Raw genomic sequence first — 13,898 nt, forward strand, 5'->3', positions numbered from 1 at the left:
GTATCAATCGCGACTTTTCCGGCCGTACGGGTGTGTCCCAAATTGGGACACAAGGTCCTTGTTGTGCCACCACAGACTGGTAACTACAAAGTGAATTATCTCACAGAGCCCTAATAGTCGGAGGAAAAGACATCATGGACAACGCCGTCCCCGAGAAGATCTACCAACTCGACGCACTCGTCGTCGGAGCAGGCTTCGGTGGAATCTACATGCTGCACAAGCTGCGCAACGAACTGGGTCTCAACGCGGTCGCCATTGACCGCGCAGGAGGCGTAGGCGGGACCTGGTACTGGAACAAGTATCCCGGCGCCCTCTCCGACTCTGAAAGCTTCGTCTACCAGTACTCGTTCGATCGCGAGCTGTATAAGCAGACTCCGTGGAACACCAAGTATGTGCCCCAGCGCCAGATTCTGGCGTACTTGAATGGAGTTGTTGACCGGTACAGCCTCCGCGAACACATTCAACTCGGGACCGGCATGACCGACGCCGAATTCGACGAGTCCAACGGCATCTGGACAGTGCGTACCGACCGGGGCGTCACCTTCAAGTCCCGGTTCCTCGTCACCGGTCTCGGCCTGCTCTCCGCCACAAACCTACCCAAATTCCCGGGGATGGAAACGTTCCAGGGCCGGCTGGTGCACACGGGAGCCTGGCCCGAAGACCTGGATCTGGCTGGCAAGCGGGTAGGTGTAATCGGCAACGGCTCCACCGGCAACCAGGTGATTACGGCCAGCGCACCCGTCGCGGCCCACTTGACCTCGTTCCAGCGCACCCCGCAGTACAGCGTCCCTGCGGGCAACCGTGAACTTACGTCGCGGGAACAGCGGGCGCACCAGGAGAACTTCGAGGCCAACTGGGACCAGGTTCGGAACTCGTCCGTCGCCATGGGCTTTGTAGAGAGCGCCGTTCCGACGTTTAGCGTCTCCCCTGAAGAGCGCGAGCGCATCTACCAGCGGACCTGGGAGGAAGGCGGAGGGTTCCGCTTCATGTTCGAGACCTTCTCGGACATCGCCACTGACCCGGACGCCAATGAAGAAGCGGCGAAGTTCATCCGCCGGAAGATCGCCGAAATCGTGAAAGATCCGGAAACCCGGCGAAAGCTTACGCCGACGGACCTCTACGCCCGCAGGCCGCTTTGCGATTCCGGTTACTACGAAACATTCAACCGTTCAAACGTTTCCCTGGTGAATGTCAAAGAGAACCCGATCGAGAAGGTGACGGAACAGGGCATCGTCACGGCCGACGGCACCCTGCACGAACTTGACGTCCTCATCTGCGCCACCGGCTTCGACGCTGTGGATGGCAATTATGTCCGAGTCGATATTCGCGGCCGCGGTGGCGAAACGCTTAAGGAGCACTGGGCCGGCGGCCCGACCAGCTATCTCGGCATGGCAACCAGCGGCTTCCCCAATATGTTCATGATCCTCGGCCCCAACGGCCCCTTCACGAACCTTCCGCCCTCGATCGAGGCCCAGGTCGAGTGGATCAGCGAAACGATCAGCCACATTTCGACCTCCGGTACCGGCTGGATCGAAGCCAAGGCCGAAACTGAGGCCGACTGGACGGAAACGTGCTCAGATATCGCCCACCAGACGCTCTTCCCGCAAGCCGCCTCGTGGATCTTCGGGGCCAACATCCCCGGCAAGAAGCGGACCGTTATGTTCTACCTCGGTGGCATAAAGCAATACCGTTCCATCCTCGCTGAGGAGGCCTCGGACAAGTACCCGAACTTCATGACCGCGGCCGAATCGCTGACGCCGGCCTGACCAGCACCACACCAGCTGCTGCCCGGGACGGACGGTAGACCGCTACCCCGTCCCGGGCGCACACAACATGATAAGAGAATTTCAATGAAGAAATATGCAACGGTCGACCCCACCAGTGGCGAGGTGGTGCAGGAGTTTGACAGCATGTCCTCCTCCGAGGTGACCACGTCCCTGATACGCTCCCACGCCGCTTACCAGTCGTGGCACACGAAGGATCTTGCCGAGCGCTGCGCCCTCCTGCAGCGCATAGCAGACCTCCACAGGCAGCACTCCATAGACCTTGCCAAGCTGATGACCCTCGAAATGGGCAAACCTATCGCCCAGGCCAAGGCTGAAGTCGAGCTCTCCGCTGCCATCTACGAGTACTACGCCACATCAGGCGAAAAGCTGCTCGCTGACGAAGAACTCGAGATCGCGGGCGCCGGACGGGCGTTGGTACGCACAGCTCCCATCGGCCCGCTCCTCGGCATCATGCCGTGGAACTTCCCCTACTACCAGATGGCCCGTTTCGTCGCGCCCAACCTACTGCTGGGCAACACTATCCTGCTCAAGCATGCAAGCAACTGCCCGCAACAAGCTCTGCGAATTGCCGAGATCATTGACGCGGCCGGGGCCCCGGAAGGTGTTTACCAGAACCTGTTCGCAACCTCTGCACAAGTCGCTGACATCATCGCAAGCCCCAAACTGCAAGGCGTATCCCTCACTGGATCAGAGCGAGCAGGCGGTATCATCGGCGCACTTGCCGGACAGTATCTGAAGAAGTGCGTGCTGGAGCTCGGCGGCTCCGACCCGTTCCTCGTGCTTCCGGCGGCCGACATCGACAAGGCCGCCAGCGCGGCAGCGGCGGGACGGTTCGGGAACGCCGGCCAAGCCTGCACGTCTTCAAAAAGGCTCATCATTGATGCTTCTAACTGGGACAAATTCCTTGAAGCATTCACGGCCAAGGCCTCGGAATGGCAAACCGGAGACCCCATGAGCGAAGACACCCGCCTCGGTCCTATGGCCTCTGCCCAGGCCCGGGCGGAACTCGCCGAACAAGTTGACGACGCGGTATCCAAGGGAGCGACAGTCCATCTTGGCGGGCATGTCCCGGAAGGCCGCGGCGCCTATTACCCGGCGACAGTCCTCTCCGGCGTGACACCGGAGATGCGCGCGTATCGCGAAGAGCTTTTCGGGCCCGTAGCAATCCTCTACCGTGTCGAGTCTGTGGATGAGGCAATCGACTTGGCCAATGACTCTCCATACGGGCTGGGCAGCGCGGTTTTTACGGAGGACGAGAGGCAGGCCGAGTACGTTGCCAACCGCCTCGAAGTCGGAATGGTGGGTGTCAACACCACGATCAAGAGCGCCCCCGACCTGCCCTTCGGCGGAGTCAAGACCTCCGGAATCGGGCGTGAGCTCGGCAAATTCGGGCTCAACGAGTTCGCGAACAAGAAACTTATCCGCATCATCTGAGGCTAGACACAACATTTGGGAGGCGCCATGCGCGCGGCGGTCTACTACGGAAAAACCAAACTTGAGATACAGGACGTTCCGGAACCATCTCCCGGCGACGGCCAGGTGAAGATTAAGGTCAGCCGCAACGGGATCTGCGGCACCGACCTTCACGAGTACTACGACGGGCCTATTTTTATTCCTCCGACCGATCCGCACCCCCTCACGGGCCAGTGCCTGCCCCTGACCCTGGGTCATGAATTCTCCGGCGTGGTTACGGAAGTCGGTAAGAACGTCACCGACGTCCGCGAGGGCGACAGAGTCACGGTGGAGCCCATTTACCGCTGCGGGGAGTGCCGCCCCTGTAAGACCGGGCACTACAACCTGTGCAACGTGATCGGATTCCACGGGCTTATGGCCGACGGCGGAATGGCAGAGTACACGGTCGTGCCAAGCAACCAGGTGCACAAACTCCCCGACAATGTCTCGCTCGAAATGGGCGCGCTGGTGGAGCCGATGTCCGTCGCCTATCACGCCGCGACCATGGGCGAAGTCAATGACCAGAGCCGCGCCCTGATCTACGGCGCGGGGCCTATCGGCATCGGCCTGTGGTTCGCCCTCCGCGGGATGGGCCTGACCGAAATCGACGTGGTCGAACCGTCCGAAACGCGCCGCAATTCAATCGAGGCACTCGGCGCACGGACATTGGACCCTATGAGCCAGGACGTCACCGCACTCATCGCCGACCGGACCAATGGCGACGGCGTTGACGCTGCTTTCGACGCCGCCGGGGTTGCCCCTGCTGTGGAATCAGCCCTTCAATGCCTTGGCGAACGCCGTCCGCTGGTCAGCGTGGCGATCTATGAAAAGCCGCTCCCGACGCCGCTCATCAACCTCGTGCTGCGGGAGCGGCGCATCCAAGGCACCATCTGCTACACCGGGGCGGACTATTCAGCGGTGATCGACCTTATGGCCAAAGGCCACTACAAGACCACGGGATGGGTTGAGGACATCCCCCTGAGCGGGGTGGTCCAGGAAGGCTTCGAGAAGCTCCGCGCCGGCCAGAAGATGAAACTGCTGGTCGACCCCGCAAGCTAATCACCTCAACAAGAGTGAAATCCGAGGAAGTATCTTCCATGGAATCTAACTGCTAATCTTGGTCCATGGACACCAGAACTGACCAGACTGACTTCTATCCGCTCTTCAGCACGCTGACCCGGCTTGAGACGGAACTGTGGGACGCGGTTGACGCCCGCCTGCGCCAGGAATGCGGTACTCCACTCGGAAGGTATGAAGCGATGGTGGTGCTTGCATCCCTTGGCGCGTGCCGGGTGTTCGATATTGCCGCGGCGCTGTCCATTACGGTGGGCGGCGCCAGCAAGCTCATTGACCGGGTTGAGGCGGCGGGCTACTGCTCGCGGAAGATGAACCCGGGCGACCGGCGCTCCTCCCTTCTGGAACTCTCGGCGGAGGGGACCTCGGTGGTTGAGCAGGGCCGCCGCGTGGTCGAGGACGAACTTGCCCGCTGGTTCGCCCCGGCCCTGACCAGGCAGGAGGCAGACACGCTGCTGGACCTCCTGTCACGGGTCCGCAGCACACCCCGACCTTCGCCGGAGTCCGCGGCGCTAAAACCCACGGCGATGAACTCCCGGAAGGCCGTGCAGTGAGCGGCGGCACCATGCGGGCCGTTGTGCTGGACGGGCCGGGGCCGGCCGAGGCGCTGGTCATTCGCGACAGGCCCATCCCCGTGCCTCGGGTCGGCCAGGTGCTCATCCGGGTCCGGGCCTTCGGGCTCAACCGCTCGGAACTGCATACACGCCTGGGCCTGGCCGAGGGCGTCACGTTTCCACGCGTGCCCGGGATCGAAGCTGTAGGAGAAGTGGCGGACTCCCCCGGCGGCGAATTCCGGGCCGGACAAAAAGTCGCCACCCTGATGGGCGGCATGGGCCGCGTCTTCGACGGCGGCTACGCCGAGTACACGTGCGTGCCGGCCGGGCAGGTCATACCGTTCGAATCAGAGCTGCCCTGGTCCGTCATCGGCGCCATCCCGGAGATGCTTCAGACCGCACACGGCTCCCTCACGATCGGCCTCGACATCCGGCCCGGCCAAAGCCTGCTCATTCGCGGCGGAACCTCCTCCGTCGGCATGGCCGCCGCAATCCTTGCCAAACGCCGCGGGCTCACTGTCGTGGCCTCAACCCGCACCGAGGCCAAGCGGGAAGCACTTCTCGCGATCGGCGTCGACCATGTCCTGATCGACGACGGCGATCTCGCCGCCGCCGTGCGCCGCATCGTTCCCGACGGCGTGGACGCCGCCCTAGAGCTCGTCGGCACCCCGACGCTGCGCGACACGTTGCGGGCCACCCGGATCCATGGCGTCGTCTGCTTTACCGGCATGCTCTCAAACCAGTGGACAGTCCCGGATTTCTATCCGATCGACTACATCCCGCGAGGCGTCCGGCTCACCTCCTACACCGGCGGAGCCGCCGATCTTCCCCGCAGCGTGCTCCAGGAGTTTCTGGAGGCGGTCAGCGACGGCACCGCTACCGTCCCCATCGGCAAGGTCTACACCCTCGACGACATCGTCCAGGCCCACACCGACATGGAGGAAAGCCGCGCCAGCGGCAAACTCGTCGTCACCACCTAAGCTTCACCGCCAAAAGAACCCGAACCGGCACGACTCAACCTCATGGGCCGGCCTCTGCCTTGCCTCCAACCCCAGGAGTTGATCCCATGCCCCTTTTCGCTGCCCTCCCCCGCCCACCACGCCAGGCTGAACGACCGGCCGGTGGCACCGCCGCCGGCGATTCCCTGCCTCGGACCTCGATCGCCGTCGCAGCCCTGTCCACCATCGTGGAATGGTACGACTTCACCCTGTACCTATTCATGGCCACCATCCTGTCCCGGGTCATTTTCGGCGGCGGCACGGAATCCCTGCTGGCCACGCTCGCGGTGTTCGCAGTTTCCTACCTCTTGCGGCCTGTAGGCGCACTAGTGTTCGGACGATTCGGGGACCGCATCGGCCGGCGGCCCGTACTGCTGGCGAGCATGGCCATCATGGCTGCGGCCATGTTCGCTACCACCCTGCTCCCCACGCACGCACAGGCGGGCGCCACGGCCGGGGCCGCTTTCCTCGCCCTGCGATGCCTGATGGCCTTTTCCGTCGGCGGGGAATACTCCGCCATCAGCACCTACCTCTACGAAGGTGCCCGGCCCGGACGCCGCGGCCTGATCGCCTCGCTGGCCTCGATGGCCAGCGAAATCGGAGCACTGCTAGCCGTTGCGGTCTCCGCCATCACCACCACGATGCTGGACCAGGCGGCCCTGGACAACTGGGGATGGCGCATCCCCTTCGCCTTCGGCACCTTCCTGGCACTGGCAACGCTTGCGGCCAGGAGCACGCTGCGCGAAACTCCTGTCTTTGCCGGACAGCCGACCGGCGGGACGCACCGGCCCCTGCGGTTCACCCTCCGCACCCAGCGCGCCGGACTCTACAGAACCTTCGCCATTTCCGCGCTGGCGTCCATTGCCTACTACATCGGCATCATCTACGTCCCGACCTTCCTCACCTCGGTCTCCGGCTTTCCGGAAGGCAACTCTTTGTGGCTGTCCACTGCGGCTTCAGTCACCGTGATCGCGGTAACCCCGTTCGCCGGCGCGCTCTCGGACAGGATTGGGCGACGGACTACGCTGCTCGGGCTCTGCGCCGCTGCCATCGCTTTGCCGGTCTTCATGTTCGCCCTCATGACGGCCGGTTCAGTCACCGCGGCACTGGCCGGCGCCGTCGTCCTTGCCTGCACCGCGGGCGGCATCACCGCCGTCGGCGCCTCCGCCGCCGCAGAACAGTTCGCCCCTGCCGGCAGGCTCACGGGACTCGCCCTGGGCGCGACGGCAGCCACAGCCGTCTTTGGTGGCATCGCGCCCTACGCCGCGGAGTTCCTGACCCACGCAACAGGATGGAACCTGATGCCCGGCGCCCTTGTGGCCGCAGTCGCGCTGGCCACCCTTCCGGTCCTGGCCAGGATGCCGGAAACGGCGGTTCGAGAATGAAGCCGGCAACATCCACGACGGCAAGATAGGTCTCTTCGCGGATATCGGCACCGAAGCCTTCTTCTCCAACCTCGTCCTCACTCCGCGCTGAGTACTCCCGCGCCGTGAGGGGAATAGAAACACCCATGACTTAGTTGAAACTTAAAGCAATTATTCGACGGCCCCAATCAGGAGACTCCATGCAGACCGCCCCACTCGACCTCACCAAGACCGCCCTAGTGCTGGTGGACCTTCAGAACGACAACGTCCATCCTGACGGTGCATTCGCCTCGTCAGGCTCCGCCGGCCATGCTGTTGAGCAGGAACTGGTGCCGCACGTGAAGCAGTTGCTCGAATGGGCGCGCAGCCAGTCGATGCCTATCATCCACAATCGCATTGTTTTCTACCCCGGGGGTGACTTCGGCGGCAGCAACGCCCCCATCTTCCGGATGATCGGACCCGAGTCGCTCAAGCTCGGCTCATGGGGCGCCGACGCACTGGAAGGGCTGGAGGCTGTCGAGGGAGAACCGGTTCTCCTCCGGAATCGAATGAGCGGCTTCAACGGCACCGGCCTCGATCTGCTGCTGCGGAACCTGGGCGTTACCACGGTGGTGGTGGCAGGGGTCTGGACCAACATGGCCGTGGAACACACGCTCCGGGACGCGGCCGATCACGGCTACCGGCCCATCATCGTTACGGATGCGACATCGAGCATCAATGCCGACTGGCACGGCGCCGCGCTGACCTACGCCCTGACCAACATCGCCGAGTTCACGACGACGGACGAACTGACGGGGGCAGACGCGTGAACCACCTCCCGGATCCCCTTGTCCAGTGGCACTCCACCGACGATCCCACGCAACCGCTCGTAGTCCTGCTCCACGGCCGAGGCTCCCGCGAAACGGAGATCATCGGACTGGCAGACTACCTCCCCACCGCTGCAAGCTACGCGGCCGTCCGGGCCCCCATCGCCGAAGGCCGGGGGTTCGCCTGGTTCGCTAACCGCGGCATCGGCCGCCCGTTGCCGGATTCCCTTGCTCAGAACATGGCCTGGTTCAGGGAGTGGCTGGAAGGCGTCGCCCCGGCCGGGCGGCCAGTGATACTCATCGGATTCAGTGGTGGCGCCGCCTTCGCCGGAGGACTCATCCTGGACGACCCTGAACGCTTTGCGGGTGCGGCAATTCTTTATGGGACGCTGCCATTCGATGCAGGAGTTCCCACCTCTCCGGACCGGCTGCAGGGCGTGCCGATGTTCGTCGCCCAGGGGGACTCCGACACGGTCATTCCGGCGGAACTGCTGGATGCCACGTGGCGCTATCTCGGCGCGGAGTCCGGCGCCGAGACCACGGCCGTCCGCTCCACCGGCGGACACAGCCTTGATGCCGGCACCGCCGCAGCCCTTGCCGAGTGGGTTACGGGGCAGCTGAGCTGATCCCCTCTTGACCCGCGGTGTCTCACGTCCGCAACTCTTCAGGCCCGCGACGGACGGCGCTTCAACCACCGCCGCCGCGGGCCTGCCGCCGCCTGCCTTGCAGAGCCACGGCCAAGTGCTGCAGCCGACGTCCATGTCTGCCGCCAGCGCCGGCGCCTGCGCGACGGCCAGGTAACCCGGGCCTGCCGACGGTGAGTCGAACACACTGCAATCTGCGCGTTTGCGCCCCGTGGGGGACCAAGAGCCGGCCCAATGCCCCTGAGCCCTGGCTGCGTGCGAAGTATTGCCACCTTCAGGCTCCTACTGGGCACTGAGGGTCTGGGCCGGAGAATTGGCACAACGCCCTGTCGGCCGTCGTGATCGCGGGTCAGCCAGGATGGGCAGGGGTTTGAATCGTCGAGCCCCAGAGATACCGCCCCCCGGATACCGTGGCCGTCCGGAACGCCGCCGGGGGCCCGGCGAGCTTCTCGGCCGAGGAACTGACTAACAAGGGAGCCGCCCCGAGGGGGCGGCTCCCTTGTTGGTCAGACCGTGAATCAGGAGACACAATGCCGATTGCCACTGCTTCACCGCCGCCCCACCAGCGGCCGCCCCAAGGTTCCGACAGTGCAACCGGCGGGAGGAAATACTGGAAGCAGTGCATGAGGAGCCTCACTCCAACGCCTAGTTGCGGGCTCTCCGCCGAGCGAATACGAAGGCTCTGGCGGAGGCCACCGAAAACAATGCCCTCAAGGAAGAACTCCAGCGGAGTCCTGCCCGCGGTCTCATAACCCGCCATGGATGGCCCGCAACTCCAATGGCTCTCCGATCCGGCCATATGGACGAGGCTACTGACTTGGCGAACCCGCTCGAACCCGGGCGGTACCCCTGGGGACAGTAGCAAGCACCCGGCAGGCCGGCGGTCAGGTGATCCCAAGAAGGGAAATCCATGGGGCCCTGGAGACCACCGGCCTTGCACCTGTCAGAAAACGATGACCGGTTTGATCGTCTTCCCGCTCTTGGAGTCTTCAAAGCCCTGGTTGATGTCGCCAAGGGCATAGTCACTGACGAGTTTTTCGAAGGGGAACCTGCCGTCCTTCCAGAGCTGGATCAGCCGGGGGATGAAGACCTGCGGCACCGAGCTGCCCTGGACCACGGTCTTGAACGTCCAGCCCTTCACAAGGGACGCGCCGATCTCGAAGCTGACCTCCGTGCCAGGTTTGGCCGCACCAACGAGGGCGAGTGTGCCGCGCACGCCCAAGGCATCGGCCGCCTGGCGAAGGAGCGAGGGCAGACCCGTGGTGTCCACGACATAGTCAACGCCTGCATCAGCCGTGATTTCACGAAGCCGCCCCGCGACGTCTTCGGTCTTTGAATTGATCACGTGTGTAGCGCCGAGCTCTTGGGCGAGTTCCAACCGTGAGTCGTGGATGTCAACGGCGACGATAGTGGCACAGTCCGCGATGCGCGCAGCCATGACTGCGGCGCAGCCGACGGCGCCGGTGCCGAAGACAACCAGCGAGGACCCGATTTCCGGCTTAAGTTCATTGAGGACGGTTCCCGCCCCTGTGTTGATGCCGCAGCCCAGGGGGCCAAGGTGCTCGAGCGGGACGTCCTTGTCGACACGGACAACCGACTCCTCGACGACATTTGCGTAGGTCGCGAAGGATGACTGGCCGAAGAAGTGGGATGAGATGGCCTCTCCGTCCTTGCTTAGCGAGGTTTGGCCGTCCAGACGTCGCCCGCCGAAGTCCGCCGCCATAAGGTTTTCGCAATACGCCATCTGGCCGTTCCGGCAACGCTTGCAGTGACCGCAGTACGCGGCAGCGAGGACAACATGGTCGCCAGGCGCCACAGAGACGACCGAGTCGCCGACCGCTTCGACAACACCGGCCCCCTCGTGACCGAGGACGGCAGGCAGGGGTGTCGGATAAACCCCGTCGCGGACGAGCACGTCCGTGTGGCAGATCCCGGTTGCAACCATGCGGACCCTGACTTCATTGGGCCTCAGGGCATCCAGTTCAAGCTGTTCGATTGTGAACGGTGTGTTGTGCTCGCGCGCAACAGCGGCAGTTATCTGCATGGCAGACTCCTCATCATCGTGGCCGGGATGATCCTGCACCCCGGCGTGGGTTGCGAACCCGCGAATTGCGTTTCGCACTGTGCCGCGCCTGAGTGCGCGTCGCAGCTTGGCCCAGCTTCGTCTGGAGCAGGAGAAGGCGGGGAACAGCGAAGTAGACGGCAATGGGAACGACCACAAGTGTGAGCGTGAAAGCGCGCAGGACCGGAGGCCACTCCGGCGCCAATGCGGCCAAAATACTCATCCCTACTGCGGCCAGCGGAAAGATCGCCACCCAAGTGATAGCAGCCCTTACATGGACGGATGCCATACCGACGGTTCGGTGATGATGCGCATCCGTTTCATCGGCCGCTAGCGCTTTGCCTTCGTGTTCCACTCAATCTCCAAACGTCTGGTTGGAATTGATGCTACTGCCCGGCGTTTCGTAAAAGCAAACGAACGGTTGGAGATATGATGGGACCCATGGCCTGGGACACTGACGCGACGCAGAAGAAGATCCTCGATGCCGCAATCACCGAGTTCTCCGAACGGGGCTTCTCCGGTGCGCGCATCCACCAGATTTCGCAGATCTCGGGGTGCAACCGGGAGAGGATTTACTTCTACTTTGGCGGCAAGGCCGGACTCTTCGAAGCGGCACTGACCCGCGAACTCGTCACCGCCCTGGATGACCTCCCGATCGTCGGCTCGGGTCCTGTTGCGATCGGAGATTTCGCGGGGCGGTACTTTGATTTTTCCAGGAGCCGCCCCAGTCTCGCACGCCTCACCTTCTGGGAGGGGCTTGAGCAGGGGCATCCGGTAGGAGCCGAGACCCGCGCACTCCGCTCGGCAAACAAGGTGACCGAACTCCGGGATGCCCTTCCGGCATTGAGCGAGCCGGCGGCGGAGGATCTCCTGTTGACCATTGTCACGCTGTGCCACGCCTGGGTCTCGAGCCCGAATGTCCCCCTCGTAATCACCGGGACGCCGGACGGAGAACGCAGGCGCGCGGCCATCATGCGCACCAGCGAACTGCTCGCTCAAGATGCCATGGATGCGGCCCGGCGCCCGTCATAAGCGCCAGCCCGGCCTCCGCATCTACTAATCCCCGCACCAAAGCCCGGGGAGAACTCACTTGACCATGCCCGCCCGTCGCGTGGCCGTTAAAAGCAAATATCAAATTCTGTTCAGAAAAATACTTGACGCTTCAACTTTCACGGCCTATATTTAGTTGTAGCTTCAATCATCACTCCCCCGAGAGAACAGACTCTGATGAACACCCTCCTGGCCCGCATATTCGGAAAGAAGACTCCCATGACGAACCTCACCATCATCGGCAACGGCAACATGGCCCGCGGCATCGCAACCCGCGCCCTGGCCGGCGGCCTGACCGTCGAAATCCTCGGACAGGACGCCACCAGGGCCAAGGAGCTGGCCGCCGAACTGGGCACCGGCGTCACCTTCGGCACCACCGCCGACGCCCCCCAGGGCGCCATCGTGGTCCTGGCCGTCCCCTTCGACGCCGCCAAGTCCGTGGTCAGCACGTACGGCGAGGCCCTGACCGGCAAGACCATCGTGGACATCACCAACCCGGTAAACTTCGAGACCTTCGATTCCCTGGTCGTTGAACCCGGCACCTCCGCCGCCGAAGAAATCGCACACCTTGCCCCCGCCGGCGCCAACGTCGTCAAGGCGTTCAACACCACCTTCGCCGGCACCCTGGTCGCCGGCGAGTCCGGCGGACAGCCGCTGGACGTCTTCATCGCCGGCGACAACGCCGACGCCACCGCAGCGGTCAGCAGCCTGGTCAGCGCCGGCGGCATGCGCCCCCTCGTCGTCGGACCGCTCAAGCGTTCCCGGGAACTCGAAGGCTTCCAGTTCGTCCTCATGACCATGCAGGCCAACCCGGAGTTCGCCGACTTCAACTGGGACACCGGACTTCAGGTCACCAAATAACCCGGACACCGATAGGCATCAAAAACCAAACATAAGAGGACGACGGCGGGAAGCATCCCGCCGTCGTCCTCTTCCGTATGCAGTAATGAGCGCCAAGGCGTCACATGGAGACCAGGTGCTGGCTAGTAAACGATGACGGGCTTGATGACGGTGCCGTTGGCGGAGTCTTCGAAGCCTTGGTTGATCTCCCCCAGGCTGTAGTTGCGCATCAGCTTGTCCATGGGGAACCGACCTTCCTTCCACAACTGGATGAGCTTGGGAATGAATACCTGGGGTACGGAGCTTCCCTGAATCACGGTTTTGAACGTCCATCCCTTAACCAGTGAAAGTCCGATCTCGAAGGAGACCTCCGTTCCGGGAGCGGCAGCGCCGACCAGCGCCAGGGTGCCCCTGAGGGCGAGAGCATCGGCCGCTTTGCGGAGCAACTCGGGCCGGGCTGTGGTGTCGACTACGTAGTCGGCGCCGCGTCCGTCCGTCAAACGGAGGATTTCTTCCGTCAGGTCACCGTTCTTTGTGTTGATGACGTCCGTCGCTCCAAGTTCCTTTGCGAGGTCGAGCCGGGACGTGTGGATGTCGACGGCGATGATGCGGGCGCACCCTGCGATCGCGCCTGCCATGATGGCCCCGGAACCTACAGCGCCGGTACCGATAACCACGAGCGTGCTGTTCAGGGCGGGCTTGAGTTCGTTGAGGACCGCACCGGCTCCCGTCTGGATGCCGCACCCGAGCGGCGCAACGACCTCGAGGGAGACGTCGGGATCGACCCGGACGACGCTTTCCTCGACGACGTTGGCGTACGTTGCGAATGACGACTGGCCGAAGAAGTGGGAGGAAATCACTTCCCCGTCTTTGCTCAGCGCAGTGGTTCCGTCAGGCCTCCGCCCGCCGAAGTCCGCAGCGAAGAGGTTCTCGCAATAGGCCATCTGCCCGGACCGGCAGCGGTCGCACTTGCCGCAATAGGCGGCCGCCAGCAGTACGTGGTCACCAGGCTGTACCGTGGTGACTGAATCCCCGATCCGCTCCACTACTCCGGCGCCCTCGTGTCCGAGGACCGCGGGCAATGGTGTGGGATAGACCTGGTCACGGACGATGGCATCGGTGTGACACACGCCCGAGGCCACCATTCTTACAAGTACTTCGTTCGGGCGCAGATCGTCCAGTTCAAGCTCTTCAATCGTGAGCGGTTGCCGCGGTTCCCTAGCTACCGCTGCGGTTACCTGCATTGTCATGTCTCTCCTTTTCGGAT

12 protein-coding genes are annotated in these 13,898 nt (G+C 63.4%); 10 read left to right on the forward strand and 2 right to left on the reverse strand.

What is annotated here, in order from left to right:
- Window positions 1-134: 134 nt before the first annotated feature.
- The 8 genes from ACVWZ7_RS02295 (at window position 135) to ACVWZ7_RS02330 (ending at window position 8,661) form a co-directional block, all read left to right on the forward strand.
- A complete protein-coding gene (locus ACVWZ7_RS02295) occupies window positions 135-1,766 on the forward strand; it encodes a flavin-containing monooxygenase (RefSeq protein ID WP_456506837.1) in 1,632 nt (543 codons plus the stop codon).
- Window positions 1,767-1,850: 84 nt separating this feature from the next.
- Window positions 1,851-3,221: an NAD-dependent succinate-semialdehyde dehydrogenase gene (locus ACVWZ7_RS02300; RefSeq protein WP_456506838.1), complete on the forward strand. Its 1,371-nt coding sequence runs from the start codon at window positions 1,851-1,853 to the stop codon at window positions 3,219-3,221.
- 27 nt (window positions 3,222-3,248) lie between these two features.
- Window positions 3,249-4,298 (forward strand): 2,3-butanediol dehydrogenase, encoded by a 1,050-nt coding sequence (locus ACVWZ7_RS02305; RefSeq protein ID WP_456506839.1) that lies wholly within the window; start codon window positions 3,249-3,251, stop codon window positions 4,296-4,298.
- Between the two features lie 65 nt (window positions 4,299-4,363).
- Entirely contained in the window at window positions 4,364-4,867 is a 504-nt protein-coding gene (locus tag ACVWZ7_RS02310; RefSeq protein ID WP_456506840.1) for a MarR family winged helix-turn-helix transcriptional regulator, read from the forward strand.
- Window positions 4,864-5,847, forward strand: coding sequence for a zinc-binding alcohol dehydrogenase family protein (locus ACVWZ7_RS02315; protein ID WP_456506841.1), 984 nt, complete (start codon window positions 4,864-4,866; stop codon window positions 5,845-5,847). The genes ACVWZ7_RS02310 and ACVWZ7_RS02315 overlap by 4 nt, the downstream gene beginning before the upstream one ends.
- 86 nt (window positions 5,848-5,933) lie before the next feature.
- Window positions 5,934-7,250 (forward strand): MFS transporter, encoded by a 1,317-nt coding sequence (locus ACVWZ7_RS02320; RefSeq protein ID WP_456506842.1) that lies wholly within the window; start codon window positions 5,934-5,936, stop codon window positions 7,248-7,250.
- Window positions 7,251-7,429: 179 nt separating this feature from the next.
- Window positions 7,430-8,038 carry a cysteine hydrolase gene (locus ACVWZ7_RS02325; RefSeq protein WP_456506843.1) on the forward strand — a complete coding sequence of 203 codons (609 nt, stop codon included), beginning with the start codon at window positions 7,430-7,432 and terminating at the stop codon, window positions 8,036-8,038.
- Window positions 8,035-8,661 carry an alpha/beta hydrolase gene (locus ACVWZ7_RS02330; protein ID WP_456506844.1) on the forward strand — a complete coding sequence of 209 codons (627 nt, stop codon included), beginning with the start codon at window positions 8,035-8,037 and terminating at the stop codon, window positions 8,659-8,661. Before ACVWZ7_RS02325 ends, ACVWZ7_RS02330 begins: the two co-directional genes overlap by 4 nt.
- Before the next feature lie 961 nt (window positions 8,662-9,622).
- On the opposite strand, the gene ACVWZ7_RS02335 is transcribed toward ACVWZ7_RS02330, so the two are convergent.
- A complete protein-coding gene (locus ACVWZ7_RS02335) occupies window positions 9,623-10,723 on the reverse strand; it encodes an NAD(P)-dependent alcohol dehydrogenase (protein ID WP_091252977.1) in 1,101 nt (366 codons plus the stop codon).
- A gap of 459 nt (window positions 10,724-11,182) precedes the next feature.
- On the opposite strand from ACVWZ7_RS02335, the gene ACVWZ7_RS02340 reads away from it, so the two are divergent.
- On the forward strand, window positions 11,183-11,773 hold the full coding sequence (locus tag ACVWZ7_RS02340) for a TetR/AcrR family transcriptional regulator (protein ID WP_175460522.1): 591 nt from the start codon (window positions 11,183-11,185) through the stop codon (window positions 11,771-11,773).
- A gap of 237 nt (window positions 11,774-12,010) precedes the next feature.
- Window positions 12,011-12,652, forward strand: coding sequence for an NADPH-dependent F420 reductase (locus tag ACVWZ7_RS02345; protein WP_091253031.1), 642 nt, complete (start codon window positions 12,011-12,013; stop codon window positions 12,650-12,652).
- Window positions 12,653-12,774: 122 nt separating this feature from the next.
- Here ACVWZ7_RS02345 and ACVWZ7_RS02350 read toward each other — a convergent pair whose 3' ends face one another.
- Entirely contained in the window at window positions 12,775-13,881 is a 1,107-nt protein-coding gene (locus ACVWZ7_RS02350) for an NAD(P)-dependent alcohol dehydrogenase (RefSeq protein WP_254788448.1), read from the reverse strand.
- Window positions 13,882-13,898: the final 17 nt, after the last annotated feature.

It is taken from the genome of Arthrobacter sp. TE12232, from assembly GCF_054062615.1.

Coding starts and splice junctions, on each gene's coding strand:
- ACVWZ7_RS02295 (WP_456506837.1), top strand. CDS start 135: ATGGACAACGCCGTCCCCGAGAAGATCTACCAACTCGACGCACTCGTC.
- ACVWZ7_RS02310 (WP_456506840.1), top strand. CDS start 4,364: ATGGACACCAGAACTGACCAGACTGACTTCTATCCGCTCTTCAGCACG.
- ACVWZ7_RS02335 (WP_091252977.1), bottom strand. CDS start 10,723: ATGCAGATAACTGCCGCTGTTGCGCGCGAGCACAACACACCGTTCACA.
- ACVWZ7_RS02345 (WP_091253031.1), top strand. CDS start 12,011: ATGACGAACCTCACCATCATCGGCAACGGCAACATGGCCCGCGGCATC.
- ACVWZ7_RS02325 (WP_456506843.1), top strand. CDS start 7,430: ATGCAGACCGCCCCACTCGACCTCACCAAGACCGCCCTAGTGCTGGTG.
- ACVWZ7_RS02320 (WP_456506842.1), top strand. CDS start 5,934: ATGCCCCTTTTCGCTGCCCTCCCCCGCCCACCACGCCAGGCTGAACGA.
- ACVWZ7_RS02305 (WP_456506839.1), top strand. CDS start 3,249: ATGCGCGCGGCGGTCTACTACGGAAAAACCAAACTTGAGATACAGGAC.
- ACVWZ7_RS02350 (WP_254788448.1), bottom strand. CDS start 13,881: ATGACAATGCAGGTAACCGCAGCGGTAGCTAGGGAACCGCGGCAACCG.
- ACVWZ7_RS02340 (WP_175460522.1), top strand. CDS start 11,183: ATGGCCTGGGACACTGACGCGACGCAGAAGAAGATCCTCGATGCCGCA.
- ACVWZ7_RS02300 (WP_456506838.1), top strand. CDS start 1,851: ATGAAGAAATATGCAACGGTCGACCCCACCAGTGGCGAGGTGGTGCAG.